The organism is Pseudoalteromonas piratica, assembly GCF_000788395.1.
GTDB classification, from domain to species: Bacteria; Pseudomonadota; Gammaproteobacteria; order Enterobacterales; family Alteromonadaceae; genus Pseudoalteromonas; species Pseudoalteromonas piratica.
Window position 1 is genome coordinate 2,010,274 of record NZ_CP009888.1, and the last position, 20,148, is coordinate 2,030,421.

23 protein-coding genes are annotated in these 20,148 nt (G+C 41.0%); 7 read left to right on the top strand and 16 right to left on the bottom strand.

Features of this window, described 5'->3' with window-relative positions:
• Positions 1-31 precede the first annotated feature (31 nt).
• The 5 genes from OM33_RS09385 to OM33_RS09405 form a co-directional block, all read right to left on the bottom strand.
• Positions 32-421, bottom strand: coding sequence for a hypothetical protein (locus tag OM33_RS09385; protein ID WP_052140957.1), 390 nt, complete (start codon positions 419-421; stop codon positions 32-34).
• Positions 414-1,670 carry an ATP-binding protein gene (locus OM33_RS09390; RefSeq protein WP_081991040.1) on the bottom strand — a complete coding sequence of 419 codons (1,257 nt, stop codon included), beginning with the start codon at positions 1,668-1,670 and terminating at the stop codon, positions 414-416. Before OM33_RS09390 ends, OM33_RS09385 begins: the two co-directional genes overlap by 8 nt.
• 62 nt (positions 1,671-1,732) lie before the next feature.
• Complete coding sequence (locus tag OM33_RS09395) at positions 1,733-2,407, bottom strand: response regulator transcription factor (protein ID WP_038641134.1); 675 nt, start codon at positions 2,405-2,407, stop codon at positions 1,733-1,735.
• Positions 2,407-2,718, bottom strand: a complete 312-nt coding sequence (locus tag OM33_RS09400) for a PepSY domain-containing protein (protein WP_052140958.1) — start codon at positions 2,716-2,718, stop codon at positions 2,407-2,409. Before OM33_RS09400 ends, OM33_RS09395 begins: the two co-directional genes overlap by 1 nt.
• 67 nt (positions 2,719-2,785) lie before the next feature.
• On the bottom strand, positions 2,786-3,085 hold the full coding sequence (locus OM33_RS09405; protein WP_038641136.1) for a YciI family protein: 300 nt from the start codon (positions 3,083-3,085) through the stop codon (positions 2,786-2,788).
• 149 nt (positions 3,086-3,234) lie between these two features.
• Here OM33_RS09405 and OM33_RS09410 point away from each other — a divergent pair, with 149 nt between their 5' ends.
• Positions 3,235-4,671, top strand: a complete 1,437-nt coding sequence (locus tag OM33_RS09410; protein WP_038641138.1) for a sodium-dependent transporter — start codon at positions 3,235-3,237, stop codon at positions 4,669-4,671.
• 152 nt (positions 4,672-4,823) lie between these two features.
• The gene (locus OM33_RS09415) at positions 4,824-5,387 is read left to right on the top strand and encodes a hypothetical protein (RefSeq protein WP_038641140.1); all 564 of its coding nucleotides are present in this window, start codon (positions 4,824-4,826) and stop codon (positions 5,385-5,387) included.
• A 225-nt stretch (positions 5,388-5,612) separates the two neighbouring features.
• On the opposite strand, the gene OM33_RS09420 is transcribed toward OM33_RS09415, so the two are convergent.
• The 9 genes from OM33_RS09420 to OM33_RS09460 all read right to left on the bottom strand — a co-directional run bounded on the left by OM33_RS09420 (position 5,613) and on the right by OM33_RS09460 (position 14,834).
• On the bottom strand, positions 5,613-5,852 hold the full coding sequence (locus OM33_RS09420; protein ID WP_199922436.1) for a hypothetical protein: 240 nt from the start codon (positions 5,850-5,852) through the stop codon (positions 5,613-5,615).
• Between the two features lie 507 nt (positions 5,853-6,359).
• Entirely contained in the window at positions 6,360-6,941 is a 582-nt protein-coding gene (locus tag OM33_RS09425; protein ID WP_038641146.1) for an inner membrane-spanning protein YciB, read from the bottom strand.
• A 115-nt stretch (positions 6,942-7,056) separates the two neighbouring features.
• Entirely contained in the window at positions 7,057-7,863 is an 807-nt protein-coding gene (trpA, locus tag OM33_RS09430) for a tryptophan synthase subunit alpha (RefSeq protein ID WP_038641148.1), read from the bottom strand.
• A complete protein-coding gene (trpB, locus tag OM33_RS09435; RefSeq protein WP_038641150.1) occupies positions 7,860-9,050 on the bottom strand; it encodes a tryptophan synthase subunit beta in 1,191 nt (396 codons plus the stop codon). The genes trpA and trpB overlap by 4 nt, the downstream gene beginning before the upstream one ends.
• Before the next feature lies 1 nt (position 9,051).
• Positions 9,052-10,413, bottom strand: coding sequence for a bifunctional indole-3-glycerol-phosphate synthase TrpC/phosphoribosylanthranilate isomerase TrpF (gene trpCF / locus OM33_RS09440; RefSeq protein ID WP_038641151.1), 1,362 nt, complete (start codon positions 10,411-10,413; stop codon positions 9,052-9,054).
• Positions 10,406-11,413: an anthranilate phosphoribosyltransferase gene (trpD, locus tag OM33_RS09445; RefSeq protein WP_038641153.1), complete on the bottom strand. Its 1,008-nt coding sequence runs from the start codon at positions 11,411-11,413 to the stop codon at positions 10,406-10,408. Before trpD ends, trpCF begins: the two co-directional genes overlap by 8 nt.
• Positions 11,413-12,012 (bottom strand): aminodeoxychorismate/anthranilate synthase component II, encoded by a 600-nt coding sequence (locus OM33_RS09450; protein ID WP_038641155.1) that lies wholly within the window; start codon positions 12,010-12,012, stop codon positions 11,413-11,415. The genes trpD and OM33_RS09450 overlap by 1 nt, the downstream gene beginning before the upstream one ends.
• Positions 12,012-13,595, bottom strand: coding sequence for an anthranilate synthase component 1 (locus tag OM33_RS09455; RefSeq protein WP_038641156.1), 1,584 nt, complete (start codon positions 13,593-13,595; stop codon positions 12,012-12,014). The genes OM33_RS09450 and OM33_RS09455 overlap by 1 nt, the downstream gene beginning before the upstream one ends.
• Before the next feature lie 393 nt (positions 13,596-13,988).
• Positions 13,989-14,834 carry a DMT family transporter gene (locus OM33_RS09460; protein WP_038641158.1) on the bottom strand — a complete coding sequence of 282 codons (846 nt, stop codon included), beginning with the start codon at positions 14,832-14,834 and terminating at the stop codon, positions 13,989-13,991.
• Between the two features lie 156 nt (positions 14,835-14,990).
• Here OM33_RS09460 and rnm point away from each other — a divergent pair, with 156 nt between their 5' ends.
• The 5 genes from rnm to rluB are packed head-to-tail and all read left to right on the top strand — an operon-like array spanning position 14,991 to position 18,819.
• On the top strand, positions 14,991-15,845 hold the full coding sequence (rnm, locus tag OM33_RS09465) for an RNase RNM (protein ID WP_038641160.1): 855 nt from the start codon (positions 14,991-14,993) through the stop codon (positions 15,843-15,845).
• A 9-nt stretch (positions 15,846-15,854) separates the two neighbouring features.
• Positions 15,855-16,475, top strand: coding sequence for an L-threonylcarbamoyladenylate synthase (locus OM33_RS09470; RefSeq protein WP_038641162.1), 621 nt, complete (start codon positions 15,855-15,857; stop codon positions 16,473-16,475).
• Positions 16,476-16,499: 24 nt separating this feature from the next.
• On the top strand, positions 16,500-17,294 hold the full coding sequence (locus OM33_RS09475) for a segregation and condensation protein A (RefSeq protein ID WP_038641164.1): 795 nt from the start codon (positions 16,500-16,502) through the stop codon (positions 17,292-17,294).
• Between the two features lie 17 nt (positions 17,295-17,311).
• Positions 17,312-17,890 carry an SMC-Scp complex subunit ScpB gene (gene scpB, locus OM33_RS09480; RefSeq protein WP_038641165.1) on the top strand — a complete coding sequence of 193 codons (579 nt, stop codon included), beginning with the start codon at positions 17,312-17,314 and terminating at the stop codon, positions 17,888-17,890.
• A 53-nt stretch (positions 17,891-17,943) separates the two neighbouring features.
• Positions 17,944-18,819, top strand: coding sequence for a 23S rRNA pseudouridine(2605) synthase RluB (gene rluB, locus OM33_RS09485; RefSeq protein WP_038641168.1), 876 nt, complete (start codon positions 17,944-17,946; stop codon positions 18,817-18,819).
• 75 nt (positions 18,820-18,894) lie between these two features.
• Here rluB and bcp read toward each other — a convergent pair whose 3' ends face one another.
• Together bcp and OM33_RS09495 are read right to left on the bottom strand one after the other, a co-directional pair.
• The gene (gene bcp, locus OM33_RS09490; RefSeq protein WP_038641170.1) at positions 18,895-19,368 is read right to left on the bottom strand and encodes a thioredoxin-dependent thiol peroxidase; all 474 of its coding nucleotides are present in this window, start codon (positions 19,366-19,368) and stop codon (positions 18,895-18,897) included.
• 11 nt (positions 19,369-19,379) lie between these two features.
• Positions 19,380-19,913 (bottom strand): glycine cleavage system protein R, encoded by a 534-nt coding sequence (locus OM33_RS09495; RefSeq protein ID WP_038641171.1) that lies wholly within the window; start codon positions 19,911-19,913, stop codon positions 19,380-19,382.
• Between the last annotated feature and the right edge of the window lie 235 nt (positions 19,914-20,148).

The window sequence follows — 20,148 nt, forward strand, 5'->3', positions numbered from 1 at the left end:
GCTAATTTAGCTGCTTTTTTATTTTTCTCGGTTAATAACCGAGCTTTAATATGTTTATTTGTTGTTCAATAACGGCAAGTTCACACCGTTTATAGGTTAAAGCAGCCTGCTGAGAGTTAGGTAGTTCATTAAGATAACGCCATTGGCAGTTATCAGAAATATAGCTGTCAAAACTATTTTTACTTCGCTGAAAGCTTAAGAATAGTTGTGTATTACCAGTATTGTTTTGTTTTACTTCCACCTGCTTTTCTAACTTAGTTAACCAAGTTTGTCGGGTGCGTTTATGTTCAATAATGGCCTGATCTAAACATTGAAGCTGGGTAACAATTTGACCCTTACCACAGTGCTGCTCATCAGTATTTGCTGATATATTTAGGCTTGCAAGTAATAAAGCTGAAACAGGTAAAACGTATTTATTCATAATTAAAAACCAAGGTAAATAATGCGCCACCAAGATTACTGGTGCTAATTGTCATTGTGCCGTTATAGGCCTCTATTAAATCACTTACAATTGCCATGCCGACGCCGTGTCCATGTTCATAGGTATCTAGGCGTTTGCCACGAATTGCGAGCTCTTCTATTTTATCTTTTGGAATACCAGGGCCATCGTCAGCAATATCAATGATCAGTTTTTGGCCTTGTTGTTTTATTTTTATCTCAATTAAAGCATCACAGGCTTTACAGGCATTGTCGAGAATATTGCCAAGCAATTCCATTAAATCTGTTTTATCACCCATAAATACGCTATCAGCATCGATGGATTGAATAAACTGAATGTTTTTGTCTCGGTAGACTTTACCCATGGCATTTAAAATAGCATCGAGTACTGGCTTTACTTTGGTCTGCTTTTTCCAAGTATCTGTGCCACCAGAAGCCGCTTTCTTTAGTTGATGTTCAATCATATTACTAATGCGGTCGAGCTGCTCTTGTCCATCGTCATGACGTGCCAGTTCGCTTGATTTTAAAACTGCTAATGGTGTTTTTAGGGCATGGGCTAGGTCACTCAATGAAGCGCGGTATTTATCTTTTTGCCGTTGTTGGGTTGCTAATAGTAAGTTGAGGTCTTGCTGTATTTTTTCCAGCTCTTCAGGGTACTCACCTGTGATTTGGTCGGCTTCGCCACTTTCGATGGCAACAATTTCTTTATCAAGACGCTTGAGCGGGTGACTGCTCCACAAAAAGCCGAGCATAATCAGCAAGCCCATTACTAGTGCAATTATGATTAACCAATAACGTAAGGTTTCGCGGAAGTCTTGCATCTGTGAGCGAATAGACTCCTCATCTTTCAACACTAGCACGGTGACTTGATATTCGATGCCGTCAGCATCCATTAAGAATAAAAAACTCAGTTGGCGGAATTCTTTGTCGAGTTCTTCAATTTTTGAAAAGTCTTTGACCCCAGGTGCACTGGCAACATGTTTGGGAATATATTGATAACCGAGGGTAGATTCGGATTGCCAAGCAATTTCTTTATTGAGGTAAATGTAGGCAAATGTTTCAGAGACAGGGCGGGTGAGCTCAGGGGCAATCAGATTAATCGGAGCCAGCTCACCTTGCTCGATTTCAACTTTGGCCATTAGTGAGTAAAGGTGCGCCTCAAGTGTGCGCTCCGTGTTATCCACCAAGCTTGCATAAAGTGCCTTACCAATTGAAAAAAACATGGCAGGCATTAGTATCAACAGCAAAAAGACAAGGATAAATCCTTGCCTAATTTTAAGTGATATACGATGGATCACAGCTTGCCGCTTAAGCGATAGCCACGCCCACGAAGGGTTTCAATGGGGGCGATAGAGCCATCGGGATCAAGCTTTTTACGTAATCGAAGTACAAACACTTCAATCACGTTTGAATCAAGATCGAAGTCTTGATCATAAATGTGTTCGGTTAATTCTGATTTTGAAATTACTTTTTCAGGGTTGACCATTAAGTATTCAAGCACTTTATACTCGTATGCGGTAAGCGTTAGTTCTTGTTCGTTAACCCACACTTGCTGTGAGCGGGTATGTATACGAATAGGACCTGCGGTAATGGTTGGGTCTGCTTTACCAGCGCTACGTCTGATAAGTGCATTACAACGGGCAATTAACTCTTCGTTATGAAACGGTTTTGTTAAGTAATCATCAGCACCTGCATCTAACCCTTCAACTTTATCTTGCCAGCGGTCGCGGGCTGTTAAAATTAAAATAGGGATATCAATGCCTTCTTTTCGCGCTTTATTTATTACCTCAATGCCATCCATTTTTGGTAAACCAAGATCAACCACGGCTAAATCTAATGGATATTCTGTCAGGTGAAACAGGCCAGCTTCGCCATCATTACAAACATCAACGCTGTAACGTGCTTTTTCTAGCGCATGTTTTAGGTTATCAGCAAGTTGAAGATCATCTTCAATTATTAAAATACGCATTAGTTTTTATGTTCCTTTTTTATCGTGCCGTTTGATTTTAATACTTTATAATCCACGACCTTGCCTTGAGGTTTTAACATTCTTACTTTATAAAAATGGGAGCTTTCTTTCACGTTTAATACTTTTCCAGGATACTTTTGCGACACTTTTCTCGCAGCACCTCGTTTATTGAGTGAAATAGTATTGACGTTTTTATGTGCTTGATTGACTGTTCTCTTCGAGTGTAACGGTTTTTGGGGATCAAGATTATTGGCAAAACTTTGCGCGCAAAATAGCGCTAATGTACTAAAAAGGCCGATTAAATATCTCATTTCCTACTCACCAAAACGTTATCTAAGTTCAGTGTATGTTTTTTTCACTGAACTTATTATGAATCAACTAAGGTAAAACTAATTTAAATGGTTTAACGATAGACTCTTTGTAGATGCCTGCTTCAATGTATGGGTCATTGGCAGCCCAGCTGCGTGCATCTTCTAACGAATCAAACTTAGCTATTACAAGTGAGCCTGTAAAACCAGCTTCACCCGGTTCTTCACTGTCAATCGCAGGTAATGGACCAGCAGATAAAAGACGGTCGTCAGCTTTTAATGCTTCTAATCGTGCAAGGTGAGCAGGGCGAGCTTCTTTTCGCATTGCTAAACTATTTTCAACATCTATCGAGTAAATCATGTACCACATAAAGCACCTGTTTGGTTATTTCTTTGAATATAAAAATAATTCTATCAATAGAAAGGATAAAACTAAAAATCATTTTTCGCGAAAACTTGAAACAGTAGGTTTAACACTGTTAGCATCCAGAACTGATAACAATAATACTAAGGTTCAGCATGAGTGCATCGAGAGAGCATTTTAGCTCCAAACTCGGATTTATTTTAGCCGCTGCAGGAAGTGCAGTTGGCATTGGAAACCTTGTTGGTTTCCCTGTATCAGCTACCAAAAATGGTGGTGGTGCGTTTTTAGTGGTTTATGCCTTGTTCGTGATATTTATTTGCTTACCGGTAATGATGGCTGAAATGGCCATGGGTCGGAGCGCACAAAAAGATCCACTAGGCGCATACAACAAGCTTTCTAATAATAGTTCTAAATGGCGTTATCCAGGTTTTCTTGCTGTGCTAACACCCTTTATGATTGGTGTGTTTTACATGGTAATCACCGTATGGATTTTTGGTTACCTGGTACAAGCAGCAATGGGCAATCTTGATGCATTGGCAAATCCAAGTAATTTTGGCCAGTTTATTAACCAAACTAGCGTGTTTTACTACATGATAGGTGTGGGCGTACTGGTTAACCTTATTCTGCTTGGCGGTGTTAAGCAAGGTATTGAAAAGGCTGCGAAAGTGCTTATGCCAGCGCTATTTGTATTACTGGTAGCCTTAGTTGCTTACGTGTTAACCCTCGATAATGCAAGTGCAGGCTTACGCTATTACGTTGTGCCTGATTTTTCAAAAGTAAACGCGAGTGTGTTAAATGGTGCGCTGTCACAAGCATTTTTCTCACTGTCGTTGGGCATGGGTATTTTAATGACCTACGCCTCATATATCTCGAAAAAAGAAAACATCGTCGGCAGCGCTAAAATGGTTGCTGTGACTGACTCACTCGTGGCATTTATTGCTGGTTTAATGGTGTTACCGGCTATTTTTAGCTTTAATCCAAACACCAACCCGGCAGAATTATCAGACTCATCGGTCTCAATGATTTTCGTTTATTTACCTAAGATTTTCCTCGCGATGCAGCAAGATATTGGCTACATGGGCGCGAGTATTGTTGCTGTTGTTTTCTTTTTATTGGTATTTTTCGCAGCAATTACATCACTGGTTTCAATTATTGAAGTACCAACTGCGACATTAATCGAAGAAAAAGGCGTTTCGCGTTTTAAAGCGTTAATGATTTTAGCTGGTAGCATGGGCATATTAACTATTTTATGTACCATGTCATTTGGTATGAGTGAATGGTTAAGCACAATGTTTAACTATGGCGATCATGATCCTGCTACGAAAAAGAGCTTATTTGATTTTATTTATGATGTATTTTACGACACCATCTTACCTTTAAATGGCTTAATGGTGTGTTTATTCGTAATGTACCGCTGGAAGAAAGTAAAACTAACAGAAGAGCTTAGTCAAGGCGCGCCTAACTATGCAGGCAGCTTTACAGAGAAATATGTAAACTTCTCTCTGTCTACCTTTATCCCATTTATTTTGGCGCTGATTTTTATTAATACAGTTGCTAATAAGTTCTTTGCATATAACTTATTAGGGTTCTAAATAGTTATAAATAAAAGAATAAACTAAATTAGCGGAGCAATTGCTCCGCTTTTTTGTGTTTATCGGCAAAATAAGAGGATGGAAGGTCGAATTATAAAAGTCATAAAATGTAGAATACGTAATAGAATTAGCTAGTTAGATAGAGTCGAAGAATGGTCAAAATAAATAGTGAACAAAGTAAGCGAAGCGCGCAATTTAAGTTTATAGCTTACACGCTCTCTGTGGTTTTAATTGCTGGATGTCTGTTTGCTCTTACGTTAAATAATGCACTCAATTGGCTGCTTATTGTAATTGTAATTGTAATGCTATGTATTGTTGGCTTTCTAATCGCTTCACAAGCGGCAACTAATCGTTTTCTTACGTTAGGTAAGGCACCTTTAATACTGGATAATAATATCGTGATGCTAGGTGTCGAGACGAAAGGGCAGATAGTCATTAATCAGCCAGATTTTAAGAAGTTTAATCAAGCAAGGCTTCAAATTCTCGTGCCAGGTTATGAAAGCGGTTTAAATGAGGTGTGGTCAGATACATTACCATTAAAATTTGATTTTGACGGCGATACCACCTTGCTTGATTTCACCTTTACACTGCCCACACAAATTAAGTTTCATACGGGCTCCCGTTGTTATCTCTCGATAAGTTATGTGGAAAACATGCAAGAGGTGAAACGCACTTATCGCTTGAATGTGCGCGATCCGAAAGTAAGGATGTTGTAGGTGCGTTTACTGAATTTGTACCCGTTTTAGTAGTGAGTTAGGTTAGAAGTATTTAGCTATATAAAGCTGCTTTAAACTTTTGATTTCGCTTTGTAAAAATTCATTTTGCATCAGATAGCAAGAAAAATAAACTGACAATGGCGGTTGGATGAGAGGGGCTATATATTTTTTATAAAAAGGGCGCTTTTAAACGCCCGCTAAAATTATGTTGAAATACAATCTAGGTTAATGCGGGGTGCAATCAAACTTCTCATTGGTATAAAACGCCGCGTAGGCGATGCCGCTTAGGGTAAAGTACATAGTAAGTACAAAGAGTAAGAAGGTGCCAACATTAAACCCTGACTCATTAAATGCACTCATCATAAATGCACCAAAGCCAATACCTATTGGCAAACACAGTAGTGTTTTAAATAAGTTCTCATTGGGTATTTCGTATTCCATTTCTTGTTCGTTCACTGTTTTCATTAAAGCCTCAACTAATATTATTGTTTTAACCATCTAACGTGGTTGTGTTTTAGTTTCTTAGGGCCTGTTTAACTCTTAATAAATCTTAGATACAACGTAACAGGTCATAAAATGTTCAGTTTAATACTAGATCGATTTGCACAATTTTCCTAATTATCAATGTTTAAAGTTTATTTCGATGGTGGTTGTACTTTGTACAGAGGTTAAATGAATAAGATTATTAAATGATGGGCGTGAATTAATGCAAGTGCAGTTATACCAATTCGTTTAAGTAGCTAAACATTGGGGCTGACTAAATATCATGCTAGTTGCGTTAGACATGTATCAATGTAGAACAACAGCATAAGAAAAGTTTTGCCTTGTTATCATTTAATTTAACCAGCGCTATGCCTAATCACACAGTTAACAGAATTGGTATTATTGGCAGAAAGATAAGGTGATTAGACATAAAAAAGGAGCGATGTTCGCTCCTTTCAAACAATTATAACTACTCAGTACAAAGCAGTATTACTCGGTCTTTTGTTCTTCATCATCATCGGGTAGGTATTGATAAAGCATAAAAATGGTAATTATTAGACCAACAAAGGTGGCAGCAGTAATACCGAATACTTTGAAATTAACCCAAAAATCGAGTGAAAATGCATATGCAACGTAAATATTAACAGCTGCGATTAGGTATAAAAATAGGCTCCAAAATAGATTTATCCTGTCCCAAAGCGGTTCTGGAATTTCTATTTTTTGCTCAGAGTCATTTGCTGAAGCTAGAATAGAGCCCAACATTTTCGCCATCAGATTTTTTTGAAATAAGTAACGAGATACCAATAAAATGGTAGCAAAACCCGCATAAACGACGGTTGCTTTCCATTTAATAAACTGCTCATCTTGGAAAAGAATAGTCAGTGAACCAAGGCCAACAGCTAAACCAAATAGTACCCAATGTTTAGTGGCGACTTTTTTCTCGATAAAGAAGTAATAGGCTATTTGCAGAACTGACGCACCAATAAGTACTGACGTCGCCCAAAAAATATCCATGGTTTTATAAAGAATAAAAAATAAGATCAGGGGAGCATATTCAAATAATGCGAGCATTGTTTACCTCTTAAATTATGCTGAATATTTACCTTACACCAGAGTTAATATGAAACACCAGAGTTTAGGACTAAAAAAAGGGCGCTCAGCGCCCTTACGTTTTATAAACTCGATTTTACTTTTGTGTTGCAGCTTTCATCTCGCGTACAAAGCTTTCAAGTTCGCTTAGCATAGTTTCTGGCGTTTCAAGGTTACGCTCAATGATTTTAACCACTGCTGAGCCTGAAATAGCACCCGCGGCGCCTGAAGCAATTGCTGCTTTTACATCTTCAGGGGTTGAAATACCAAAGCCCAGTAAGGCTGGCGCTGCATGGAAGTTTAATAGCTTCTTAATCATTGAATCAGCTGGCATTTGTGCTTTAGTTTCCGTACCCGTTACACCAGCACGTGAGAGTAAGTAGGTATAGCCTCGGCCGTAAGACGCACACTGACGTAATGTATCGTCATCGGCATTTGGTGTGGCAATAAAGATAGGCTCTATCTCTGCTTGCATGGCCGCTTGTCTAAACATTTTTGACATATGCAGTGGTACATCAGCGACTAAAATTGAATCTACGCCCACTTCTTTGGCTGTGCGATAAAAGTTATCAATGCCCTGTGCTAATACTAAGTTTGAATAAAGCAATAAACCAATTGGAATATCCGCGTTGTACTCACGTACTTTACGAATTATTTCAAAGCTCTCAGCTGTGGTGATTTTATTTTCGAGCGCGCGAATATTGGCCGCCTGAATCACCGGGCCATCAGCGATTGGATCAGAGAATGCAATACCAAGCTCGAGCGCATCAGCACCGCCATCAATTAAGCGTTTAATAATCTCAAAGCTCAATTCTTTGTTTGGGTCGCCAATGGTAACAAACGGCACAAATGCGCCTTGGTTAACTTCATTTAACGCGTGGAATGTTTGCTGATAGCGGCTCATAGTTTACCTCCTTCATTTAACACGGTATGCACGTGTGCTAAATCTTTGTCACCACGGCCACTTAAATTCACTACAATTATGGTTTCTTCGTTTTGCTCTTCAGCCAGCTTTAATGCGTATGCAAGGGCATGGCTTGATTCAAGTGCTGGAATAATCCCTTCGTTTTTCGCTAGTAACTGGAATGCTTCAAGCGCTTCATCATCACTAATGCCAACGTATTGAGCACGCCCTGTTTCAGCGAGATGTGCATGTTGAGGGCCAACCGCTGGGTAATCAAGGCCTGCAGATACAGAGTAAGACTCTTCGATTTGGCCATTGTTGTCTTGCATAATAAAGGTGTATGCACCGTGTAAAATGCCTTTAGTGCCTTTACAAATTGCTGCACCATGCTCTTCAGTATCAAGGCCTTTACCTGCAGGCTCTACACCAACTAGTTTTACACTTTCTTCCTTAATGAAGTCATTAAACATACCAATTGCATTAGAGCCACCACCAACACACGCAACCACGTAATCTGGCAGACGGCCTTCTGTATCAAGTACTTGTTGTTTTGCTTCTTCACCAATCATTTTTTGGAAGTCGCGAACAAGAGTTGGGAATGGGTGCGGGCCTGCTGCTGTACCAAGTAAGTAGTGTGCTGTATCGTAGTTTGCTGACCAGTCACGCATTGCTTCGTTAACCGCGTCTTTTAATGTGCCAGAGCCTGCTGTAACAGGAATCACTTCTGCTCCCATTAATTTCATTCTAAATACGTTTGGTTGTTGGCGCTCTACGTCTTTGGCACCCATATAAACCCGGCATTTTAAGCCAAGTAATGCGCAGGCTAGGGCTGTTGCTACGCCGTGCTGACCAGCACCGGTTTCCGCAATAACTTCTTTTTTGCCCATACGTTTTGTCAGTAGCGCCTGACCTAACACTTGGTTAGTTTTATGTGCGCCGCCGTGCAGTAAATCTTCACGCTTAAGGTAAAGCTTTACCTTAGGGTTTTTCACTAAGTTGCGTGTCAGCGTCAGTGGCGTAGGGCGACCGGCATATTCATTAAGCAGCTTTTCAAACTCTGCATGAAAGCTAGGGTCGTTCTTTGCTTTATTAAATTCACTTTCAAGTTGTTTTAAGGCGGGTACCAGAAGCTCTGGTACGTACATGCCGCCAAAATCGCCGAAATAGGCTGGGTTATTATTTTCCACCTCAAGATTCCTTTATCTTAGAAAACACAGAATTAATTTGTTGATGACATTTTTTACCTGGGCTTGTTTCAATGCCCGAATTTAAATCAAGACCAATTGCTTGGGTTGAAAGCGCATCAAGAATATTGTCGTTATTTAAGCCGCCTGCGAGCATGTAGTTACGTTCGTTAATCAGCACATCCCAATTAAAGGTTTGCCCCGTACCACCGCTTTGATTACCGACTTTGGTATCAAACAAATAGCGATCAGCCCCTTGGCTCTTATGTTCAATCACATCACTTACCGCAACGGCTTTCCATACTTGCACGCTCGCTGGTAGCGCCTTTTTAAGCGTAGCAATATAGGTTTCGTCTTCATCGCCATGTAACTGTACTGCAACTAGTTTTAGCTCAACGGCAATATGTACGATGGTGTCAATCGTTTCGTTTACAAATACGCCAACAAAGCCTAAATCGCAGCTATCTGCAATCGGTTTTGCACAGTCAATATCAACGTAACGTGGCGATTTGGCATAAAAAATTAGGCCACCAAATACTGCGCCCGCATTATATGCGGCAATCGCATCTTGCGAGCGCGTTAAGCCGCAAATTTTATTTTCACCTAAAATTAGTTTACGACAGGCCAAATCAAGGTTGCTTTCAGCCATCAGTGAGCTGCCAACTAAAAAGCCGTTACACAGTGATTTTAAGCGTTTTACATCAGCGTGGGTGTAAATACCTGACTCTGAAATTACCACTTTCCCTGCAGGAATAAACGTACGAAGTGTTTCTGTCGTGGCAAGATCGGTACTTAAATCACGCAGGTTACGGTTATTAATACCAATAATCTCGGCGTCGAGTGCTAATGCGCGGTGTACTTCTTCTTCGTTACTCACTTCGGTCAAAATTGCCATATTGAGCGATTTTGCCACCTTAGCAAGGGCGGCGTACTCATCATCATTTAGCACACTTAGCATCAATAAAATTGCATCACCACCGTGCAGACGTGCCAAATACACTTGGTATTCATCAATGAAAAAATCTTTACAAATAAGCGGTTGATTCACCAATGAGCGAACTTTGGTTAAGTAATCAAAACTGCCTTGAAAGTATTTCTCGTCAGTCAGTACACTAATGCACGCAGCGTAGTGCTTGTAAGCACCAGTAATTTCGTCAAGGTTAAAATCATCACGAATAAGCCCTTTGGATGGCGAGGCTTTTTTACATTCTAAAATAAAGTTAGTGCCGGGTTTTGCCAGCTCGCCATAAAAATCACGCTCGGTTGGTACAACCTCATCAATAAAGCTTTCAAGTGGCTTATTGGCTTTACGCGATTCAAGCTCAATGCGTTTATCAGCAACAATTTTTTCTAATACATTAGCCATGAGACACCTCGATAATGCGTGATAAGTGTGAAAACGCGGCGCCACTTGCCAAGTGGTTTTGTACCGCCTGTGTTGCGTCTTTGAAATTATTGTAGTCGCCTTGCATTACCAGCACGGCTGCAACATTTGCGGCAATCGCTGCATTGTGCGCAGGTTTACCTTCACCTTTTAATATTGCAAGGCTTGCCGCTGCGTTATATTCAGGCTCGCCGCCTTCAATATCTGAAATAGCATAGTTATCAAGGCCAAAATCTTGCGGCTGTAAGGTGTACTCTGTAATTTCGCCGTCTTTTAGCTCGGCAACTTGTGTTTCACCGTGAAGGGCAATTTCATCGGTACCTGCGCCGTGGACTACCATAACACGCTCACAGCCAAGTAGTTTTAGTGTTTGCGCCATTGGGCGCAGTAATTCAGGGGTATAAACACCAAGCAGTTGGTGGCTTGGTTTTGCAGGGTTTGCCAACGGCCCTAAAATATTAAATAAGGTGCGTGTTTTAAGTGTGGTACGTACTGGCATCGCATATTTCACACCAGCATGGTAAAGCGGTGCAAATAAAAAGGTAAAATGGGTTTTCGCGAGGCAGTTTTCTGCTTGTACCACACTCATATTAATATTGATACCAAGGGCATTGAGTAAATCAGACGAGCCAGACTTACTTGAAACACTGCGGTTGCCGTGTTTTACCATATTAACGCCCATGCTCGCGGCTACAATGGCAGCAGTGGTTGATACGTTAATTGAATTGGCACCATCACCACCTGTGCCACATGAATCAAAACTAATGGCACTTGGGTTAGTAAATGTTACTGCATTATCGCGCATGGCTTTGGCAGCACCTGCGATTTCGTTGTCGGTTTCGCCTTTAATTTTAAGTGCAGTTAACGCTGCTGCAAGCTCAATTTCACTTACTTGGCCTGTCATTACAAGATTAAAAAACTCGCTGCTTTGCTCAAAGGTTAAATCTTGTTGTTCGATTAATAGATTAACAAGTGGCTGCATTATGCGCCCTCCACATTGGCTAAATACGCTAGGCTTTGCTTTAACAGCTGTGAGCCATTAGGCGTTAAAATTGATTCTGGGTGAAACTGAAACCCAATTACTTTATCTTGCTCTTGAATAATTGCCATAGGAATAGTGTCGTAGCTGGCAATGACATCAAGGCTTTCTGGTACTTCGGTTGCCATTAATGAATGGTAACGTGCCACTGGAATTTGCGAATTTAAGCCACTAAATACTGCGTGCTCTTTAAGTTCAATAAGTGATGATTTGCCATGCACTGTTTCACCTGCGTGACCAACCACACCGCCATAACATTCAACAATTGCTTGGTGGCCCAAACAAATACCCAGCATAGGGTAGCGGCCTTTCGCTTTATTGATTAGCTCAATTAAATTGCCTGCTTGTTTTGGGGTGCCAGGGCCAGGTGACAGTACTAATGTTACAGGGCAAGATTCCTCTGCCATTTTGTTTAAAATGGTGTCGGCCGGAACATGATTACGATAAACCACCAGTTCAAACCCTAATTGCTCGAATTCATCCACCAAGTTGTAGCTAAACGAATCAAAATTATCGATAAAATAAATTTTTGCCTGCGCCATTAGGCTTCTCCTTGGTAGATAGACTTAATTGCACGAATAACCGCTTGTGCTTTTTGGCGAGTTTCGTTTGCTTCGAGTTGCGGTACTGAGTCATATACGACGCCTGCACCAGCTTGCACGTAAGCCATATTATCCTTAACAAAGGCACTACGAATAACAATACAGCTGTCCATTGCACCATCACCAGTTAGATAACCCACAGCACCACCGTAGCTGCCACGGCGTTTACCTTCGGTAATGCGCACTAGCTCGGCTGCTTTTACTTTTGGTGAGCCAACCAAGGTGCCCATATTCATGCACGCTTGGTAGGCATGTAGTGCATCCAGATCAGGTTTTAATTGGCCGACCACGCGCGACACTAAATGCATTACTTGTGAGTAGCGGTCAACTTTTAATAACTCTTTTACGTAGCGCGACCCCGGCGTTGAGATACGGGCAATGTCGTTGCGCGCTAAATCAACCAGCATAATGTGCTCGGCGCGCTCTTTTTTATCATCGCGCAAATCCAGTTCAATTTTGCTATCAAGGTCAAAGTTAATGCTGCCATCAGTATTTTTTCCACGGGCACGCGTACCGGCAATTGGATAGACCTCTACTTGATTGGTGCTTTGGCAATATTTAAGCGCAGATTCAGGTGATGCACCAAATAACACAAAGTTTTCATCTTTCATGTAGAACATGTAAGGGCTTGGGTTTTGTGTTTTAAGTTGGTGATATGCTGCAAGCGAGTCAGCACAGGGTAATGAAAAACAGCGAGACGGCACTACCTGGAAAATGTCGCCATCAACAATGTGTTTTTTAAGGGTTTCGACTTGCTGACAAAAGGTTGCGTCGTCAATATCAACACTTTCACTTACAGCGCCTGGAAAGGTTGGGGCATTATAAGCTGGTAAATCGTCACACAGTTTATTAAGTGCTTCGAGCTTTTGACCTACTTCAAAACAGTTGGCATGTGCGTCGGGGCCGCTAAATACATTGCCAATTAGTTCTGTGGTGTTTGCTTGATGGTCAATAACAATCAGTGTTTCGGCAAGATAAAAAACAAAATCAGGAGTTGTGTTATCGCCGTTTGGCACGTTAGGCAGTGACTCAAAATTCGCTACCATATCGTAGGCAAAGGTGCCGCCTAAAAATACTGCAAAAGGTGACTCAGTGGTGCTTTCAATATTATTGATACATTGTCTTAATGCGGTAAATGCATTGTCTGCCACTAAGCGACTAGCTTCATCCATCAAACTGGTATCGCGTTCAAACACAACACGTAGGCTAGAGTCTGTAAGTTCAACCTGATGATCTTTAAAAAAGCCAGCTAGATGGGGTAGTAGTTGTTTGCCGTTATTGCTTTTTGCGTCAAACGTTACCGTGTCACCATTACATTCAATACGAATAGCAGCATCGGCTAAAATTAAACTTTTTACATTATCTTTCGAATCAATTTCCGCTGATTCTAACAATAAGCTATTAAAGTTAGTCGGGTTGTTACATACCGCGCTGTAAAGTGCTAGTGGACTCTCAATATAGTCCCGCGCCAGCGAAATGCTGGTAACTTTACCGACCTCGGTTGATATATGACTAAATATCACGCCTCATTCCTTATACAAAAAAGCCCGCTTAGAAGGCGGGCTGAATAATAGACAAACAAAATCCTCCCGCGTTAATTACAGGAACCACCACCATTGGATTAGTTGTTTGTTATTACTCATTATTCACCTCAAATTAGACATAAAAAAACCCGCACATTGTGCGGGTTTTAAGAATAGTTTAGATACAATTATTCCCACCCGCGATTACGAGTGCCACCACCATACTGTTTTGATTTGTGAAGTTACTAATTGCATTTAAACGATTCCTAAAATGTTTCAGCCATAGTAAACCCCAGATTGTATACATGAGTCAACACAAAACCGCCATTTTTTATAACTAATCGGATTTGTTAGTGTTTATTGGTTATAAGCAGTGTTTAAACAGTTATAAAATCAAGATTTTAGTGGCTTTTTACTGAGTACAACTAGCAAAATCCCGATTAGAATAATAGCTCCAGAAATTGCGAGGCGTTCACTAATGGGTTCGGATAAAAACAAAAAGCCACCAATACCGGCAATAATGGGTACCGAGAGCTGCGATACAGCTGCTTGCACTGAAGTTAAGTGTTTTAGTGCAAAATACCAAATGGCGTAACCAATACCTGACGTCACACTGCCGGCTATCACGGCGAGTAAAACCCCTGTGGTTGAGGCAGTAATTGAGTTGAGTGTAATCAGGCTTAGTAACGTTATAAAAGGTAAGGTGCGCATAAAATTAAAGGCTGTATCGGCAAGGGGGTTAGATGATTTTTTGCCAACTAAGGTATAGCCCGCCCACGCCATACCCGAGATCACCATAAGCACAAAACCAATCAGTGAAGGTGATGAAATATCTGGCAGCACTAAATAGCTAAAACCAATAAACGCAATTAGCGCGCCGAACCATTCGATAGGATAAATTTTGGTACCAGAAAAAAAGGTATAAGCAAACATGCTAAATTGTACCGATGAAAAAAGCACAAGCGCGCCAATGGCGGTTTCAAGTGAAATATAGGCATAGGAAAAGGTTACGGCGTAAATAAACAAATAAACAGCGCCAAGCCATGAACCTTTGCTCGCTGTTTGTTTATTTTTATGAAATAGGGCGTAAAGAATAAAAAGCGTTATCGCTCCTGAGAATAAACGAATTGAGGTGAAGCTTGCAGCGTCAATTAACCCTTGACCAAGGGCTATTCGGCAAAGAATGGAGTTCCCTGCAAAGGCGATAAGTGAAAGTAGGGTTATTAACAGTATTCTCATAAATTAAAGCGCGCTGTTTATTATTAATCGAGTTTAAACAGATAAAGACCTTTATTCGCAAATATTAATTTCCCAAATGAAAGCAAACAAATCAGCAAGAGTAATTAGTCACTGAATTTGGTATGATTACACGCAGTACAAACGAAAACCATATTTATGAAATTTGACCTACACAGCCACACGTATTATTCCGATGGCAAGCTATCCCCAGAAGACTTAGTTGAACGCGCCGTTGAAAAGGGCGTTAATATATTAGCGATTACCGATCACGATACCGTTAAGGCGCTGCCAATTGCACAGCAACATATCGAAAAAAATGCGTTACCGCTAACACTTGTTAAAGGCATCGAGTTTTCAACCAAGTGGGAAAGCTTTGAAATTCATATTGTTGGTTTGAATATTGATGTTGAAGATAGCACTTTGGCATGTTTGATTGCTGAGCAAACAGAAAAACGCGCAATACGCGCTGAAAAAATGGCTGAAAAGCTTGAAAAACGCGGGTTTAAAAATGTACTCGAAGAAGCCAAAACTTTAGCCAATAAAGGGCAGCTGACCCGCGCTCATTTTGCTCAAGTAATTCAAGCGCAAGGGGCCGCAAACACCTTGCAAGGGGTGTTTAAGAAGTTTTTAGTGCGCGGTAAACCGGGTTATGTAATGAGCGAGTGGTGCGATATTGCAACTGCTGTTAAAGCAATTAAAGCCGCAGGTGGTCAAGCGGTATTAGCTCACCCAAGTCGCTATAAATTATCCAATAAATGGTTGCGCCGTTTACTTGAAGAATTTAAACACGCTGGTGGCGATGGCATTGAAGTGGCACTGCCGCAACAAGCACCAAGTGATCGTCAATTTTTAGCGCAGCTTGCAGAAGAATATCAGCTGCTTTCGTCGCAAGGTTCTGATTTTCATTTTGCTACCAACTGGTTAGAACTGGGAAAGAACTTATACTTACCTAAAGCCAGTGTGCCAATTTGGCAGGATTGGGCGGTGGCCAAAGAACAAGAATTAAATTAAGGATATCCAATGAGTCAATTTTTTCATATTCACCCAGAAAACCCACAGGCGCGTTTAGTGCGTCAAGCGGTTGATATGATTCAGCAAGGCAAGGTAATTGTGTTTCCAACCGATTCAGGTTATGCAATTGGCTGTAGTATCGGTAATAAAAATGCAATGGAGCGTATTGCGCGTATTCGCGGTTTAGAAAAACACCATAATTTTACCCTTGTTTGCCGCGATTTATCTGAGCTTGCCACTTATGCACGGGTCGATAACAGTTTGTTTCGATTAATCAAAAATAATACACCAGGGCAATATACTTTTATCTTTAAAGGTACCAAAGAAGTGCCACGTCGCTTGCTCAATGAGAAAAAGAAAACCATTGGTATGCGTGTGCCTGATCACATTATTACCCAAGCGATTTTGGAGGAATTGGGCGAACCATTAATGTCATGTTCGTTAATTTTACCGGGTGAACAATTTGCCGAGGCGGATCCTGAAGAAATTCGTTTTCAATTAGAAAAACAAGTGGATTTAATTATTCACGGTGGCTATTTGTCTGAACAGCCAACAACCGTTGTTGATTTCTCGGAAGATTCAGTAGAAATTATTCGTGTCGGTGCAGGTGACCCAGCACCATTTGAATAAGTATACAGAGTTTAAACAACGCCCATGAGCGAAATGCAGCAGCAAAAGTTACCGCTTGGTTTTTTACATGGCAAAGCGGTAACCGATAAACCTGAAGATCTTTATATTCCGCCCGATGCACTTGAAGTCGCACTCGAAGCATTTGAAGGTCCGCTTGATTTATTGCTGTATCTGATTAAAAAGCACAAACTCGATATTCTTGATGTCTCGATTGCCAAGATCACTGGGCAGTACATGCAATATGTTGAGATGATGAAAGAGTTTAAGCTAGAGCTTGCCGCAGAATACTTAGTGATGGCAGCGTTACTGGCACAAATTAAATCGCGCTTATTATTACCGGTACATAAAGAGCTGGAAGAAGAGGAAGATGACCCTCGGGCACTGCTGATTAAGCGTTTGCAAGAATACGAACAATTTAGAAAAGCGGCCGAAAACCTCGATGCGTTACCACGGGTAGAACGCGATATTTACATTGCAAACGCGCTGTTGGATGAAACGCAGTCGCAAGATGTTGAACTGCCTGACCTTTGTGTAAAAGAGTTATTACTGGCACTCAGTGATGTAATGGCGCGAGCGCAAACATTAACACATCACCAAGTCAGTGCCGAAGTGCTTTCAACACGTGCGCGAATGTCGCATATTTTAGCGCTATTAACCGACAATGATGGCTTCTTGCCATTCTCGCAGGCGTTTGAACATGTTGAAGGTAAAGCGGCAGTAGTCGTGAGTTTTATCGCCATTTTAGAGCTGGTAAAGGAAAGCTTGATTGTGGTTCAGCAAAGCGATATAAACTCGCTAATCTACCTTAAACTAAAATAAAAACAAAATAGGGTATTATGGCGAAGCGACTTTCTGATGAGCAGTTAATTGAATTAATCGAAGCGGCTATTTTTGTTGCGAATACGCCATTAACCAAAGACAAGTTGCGTGACACTGTATTAAGTGACTTCTCTATTTCATTAAAACGTATTCAAAGCGCTATCGATGCCATTATGGCGCACTACGCGACGCGCGGTGTGCGTTTAGTAAAAGTTGGGTCAGGTTATCGGTTTCAAGCATGCAGTAGTCTATCGCCATGGCTTAATAAACTATGGCAAGAAAAAGCCCCTAAATATTCCCGTGCGTTTTTAGAAACATTGAGTTTAATTGCGTATCGCCAACCAATCACGCGGGGCGAAATCGAGCAAGTGCGTGGTGTTACCGTAAGCAGCCAAACTATTAAAACCATGCTTGAGCATAATTGGGTTAAAGTGGTTGGTTACAAAGAGGTACCGGGTAAACCGGCACTTTATGGCACCACCAAACAATTCTTAGATCATTTCTCGTTGTCATCATTGAATGAATTACCGCCATTGCCTGCGGTGCAAGACGAAAAAATCTCACAAATCCTCAGTGAGCCTGCGCAACTTGATTAGCTCTGTGCTAGAATAGCCAACAATTCCTAGCTGCGAAGTTACATGAGAAAATAATGAGCGAAAAGTTACAAAAAGTATTAGCACGTGCGGGTAAAGGTTCACGTCGTGAATGTGAAAAATTCATTGAAGCAGGCCGTGTTAGTATCGATGGCAAAGTTGCCCGACTAGGTGATCGTGTCGAGCCAACACAACGCATTCGCCTTGATGGGCACGTTGTTAAAATTGAAGCGTCAAACGAACGTGTTTGCCGTGTATTAATGTACCATAAGCCAGAAGGCGAGCTGTGTACACGTAAAGATCCCGAAGGTCGTCGCACCGTATTTGACCGTTTACCACCGCTTGAAAATGACCGCTGGATTGCCATTGGTCGTTTAGATATCAATACCTCAGGCCTACTGCTATTTACCAATGATGGTGAACTGGCCAACCGTTTAATGCACCCAAGTTATGAAGTGGAACGTGAATACGCAGTGCGCGTGTTTGGTGAAGTGACTCAGCAAACACTTAATAACGTGACCAATGGTGTTGAACTAGACGATGGCTTTGCCAAATTCTTATCGGCAGTACCGCAAGGCGGAAGCGGCTTAAACAACTGGTTTAACGTGACCTTAACCGAAGGTCGTAACCGAGAAGTACGCCGTTTATGGCAATCACAGGCAGTAGAAGTGTCACGCCTAATTCGTGTTCGCTATGGTGACTTACTACTGAATAAACGTTTACCACAAGGTGGTTGGGAAGAACTTAACCTAAAAGATGTAAACTATTTACGTCAAACGGTTGGTCTTCGCCGCGAAACCGAAACAAAACTATCGGTAATGCCTGAGAAGCGTAAAGATCGCCGCGCTAAGATCAATAAAATCCGTAAAGCGGTGAAAAAGCATAATCAACGTGTGGCGCCAGGTAATAAACGCCGTGCACCAAAAAAGTAATTCTGTGAGTAACTGAATTACAGACATAAAAAAGCGCCAATTGGCGCTTTTTTTAATTATGAATTCTTTTCTTAATTAAGCATTTTCTTTTAAGTAATCAATAACTACTTGATGGTGATCTTTGGTCTTAAACTTATTAAAGAAATGTTCAATTGTACCGTCTTGGCCAACAAGGAAAGATAAACGGTGAATGCCGTCATATTCTTTACCCATAAACTTTTTCAGACCCCAAACACCAAATGCATCGGCAATTGCATGGTCTTCGTCAGATAGTAGTGGGAAGTTAAGCTCTTTCTTTGTTTCAAAGTTTTTAAGGCGTTTCACTGGATCGGGGCTAATACCAACAGCAACAGTATTAAGTGCCGCAAGTTCTTCTTTATGATCGCGAAGATTTTCAGCTTGAACGGTACAGCCAGGTGTTGATGCTTTTGGGTAAAAATAAACAAGTACTTTATTTTCTTTAAGTAATTCAGCAAGCTCTACGATGTCACCGTTCTGATCTGCTAATTTAAAAAGGGGGGCTTTATCGCCAGCTTTTAGCGTGTTCATATTACAATTTCCTATCGAATACGTTTTAAAATGTGTTCTACGTTAGACTTTGAGAAAATGATCTCAAGTTGATGTTTAAATTCAGCTTCATCCACTTCGCGCGAAAAGTTTATGTCGATTTCCGAGCGCATTACCATTTCACCATCTTGTTCCAAGCTGTCGGACTTTAGTGCAGCGATGTTAACCTGATAATCTGCCATTAACTGTGTTACTTTGCTTAATGTGCCTGGCGTATCAGGGCCATGGTAGGTGAGTTTGTAGCCGGCTTTATACTGTTTTTCTTGATGTTGGCTTGTTCGCTTCATCATGGTTAAAAGACCGAGCTCAACACTTTTCGTTGGAATGTTGTATTCAACACGACTAATGGCGGCCATGTCGCCTTCAAGCAACATGATAAAGGTGAATTCATTGCCAAGAATTGCAATACGGCTATCGATAATATTGCAATTAGTCTCACTAACAAGTTTTGTTAGCTCACTAACGATGCCGGGGCGATCTTCGCCAATGGCTGTGACAACAAGTTGATTTCCTGGGTTTAACGTCATTTTTAGTCTCAACGGGTTAATAACGTGGCGGCGAATTTTAGCAAATATATCTCGCTACAACCATTGTAAATCTATGATGTGGTGAAAATTATAGCGAATTGTAAATAATTAATTAAAGTTAACGCGGCGCTTCCTTGTGTTTACTCTTGAGGAAAAGTAACATAGGCGGCAATTTTGAGAAAAAAATTATGAACCAAACAGCGTGTGCTTCATCAAACCATGCAAATAAGAAAAA

Excerpts from the sequence above, each read along its gene's own strand:
- OM33_RS09385 (WP_052140957.1), bottom strand. The coding sequence starts at position 421 with ATGAATAAATACGTTTTACCTGTTTCAGCTTTATTACTTGCAAGCCTA.
- OM33_RS09390 (WP_081991040.1), bottom strand. The coding sequence starts at position 1,670 with ATGCCTGCCATGTTTTTTTCAATTGGTAAGGCACTTTATGCAAGCTTG.
- OM33_RS09395 (WP_038641134.1), bottom strand. The coding sequence starts at position 2,407 with ATGCGTATTTTAATAATTGAAGATGATCTTCAACTTGCTGATAACCTA.
- OM33_RS09400 (WP_052140958.1), bottom strand. The coding sequence starts at position 2,718 with ATGAGATATTTAATCGGCCTTTTTAGTACATTAGCGCTATTTTGCGCG.
- OM33_RS09405 (WP_038641136.1), bottom strand. The coding sequence starts at position 3,085 with ATGTGGTACATGATTTACTCGATAGATGTTGAAAATAGTTTAGCAATG.
- OM33_RS09410 (WP_038641138.1), top strand. The coding sequence starts at position 3,235 with ATGAGTGCATCGAGAGAGCATTTTAGCTCCAAACTCGGATTTATTTTA.
- OM33_RS09415 (WP_038641140.1), top strand. The coding sequence starts at position 4,824 with ATGGTCAAAATAAATAGTGAACAAAGTAAGCGAAGCGCGCAATTTAAG.
- OM33_RS09420 (WP_199922436.1), bottom strand. The coding sequence starts at position 5,852 with ATGAAAACAGTGAACGAACAAGAAATGGAATACGAAATACCCAATGAG.
- OM33_RS09425 (WP_038641146.1), bottom strand. The coding sequence starts at position 6,941 with ATGCTCGCATTATTTGAATATGCTCCCCTGATCTTATTTTTTATTCTT.
- trpA (WP_038641148.1), bottom strand. The coding sequence starts at position 7,863 with ATGAGCCGCTATCAGCAAACATTCCACGCGTTAAATGAAGTTAACCAA.
- trpCF (WP_038641151.1), bottom strand. The coding sequence starts at position 10,413 with ATGGCTAATGTATTAGAAAAAATTGTTGCTGATAAACGCATTGAGCTT.
- trpD (WP_038641153.1), bottom strand. The coding sequence starts at position 11,413 with ATGCAGCCACTTGTTAATCTATTAATCGAACAACAAGATTTAACCTTT.
- OM33_RS09450 (WP_038641155.1), bottom strand. The coding sequence starts at position 12,012 with ATGGCGCAGGCAAAAATTTATTTTATCGATAATTTTGATTCGTTTAGC.
- OM33_RS09460 (WP_038641158.1), bottom strand. The coding sequence starts at position 14,834 with ATGAGAATACTGTTAATAACCCTACTTTCACTTATCGCCTTTGCAGGG.
- rnm (WP_038641160.1), top strand. The coding sequence starts at position 14,991 with ATGAAATTTGACCTACACAGCCACACGTATTATTCCGATGGCAAGCTA.
- OM33_RS09470 (WP_038641162.1), top strand. The coding sequence starts at position 15,855 with ATGAGTCAATTTTTTCATATTCACCCAGAAAACCCACAGGCGCGTTTA.
- OM33_RS09475 (WP_038641164.1), top strand. The coding sequence starts at position 16,500 with ATGAGCGAAATGCAGCAGCAAAAGTTACCGCTTGGTTTTTTACATGGC.
- scpB (WP_038641165.1), top strand. The coding sequence starts at position 17,312 with ATGGCGAAGCGACTTTCTGATGAGCAGTTAATTGAATTAATCGAAGCG.
- rluB (WP_038641168.1), top strand. The coding sequence starts at position 17,944 with ATGAGCGAAAAGTTACAAAAAGTATTAGCACGTGCGGGTAAAGGTTCA.
- bcp (WP_038641170.1), bottom strand. The coding sequence starts at position 19,368 with ATGAACACGCTAAAAGCTGGCGATAAAGCCCCCCTTTTTAAATTAGCA.
- OM33_RS09495 (WP_038641171.1), bottom strand. The coding sequence starts at position 19,913 with ATGACGTTAAACCCAGGAAATCAACTTGTTGTCACAGCCATTGGCGAA.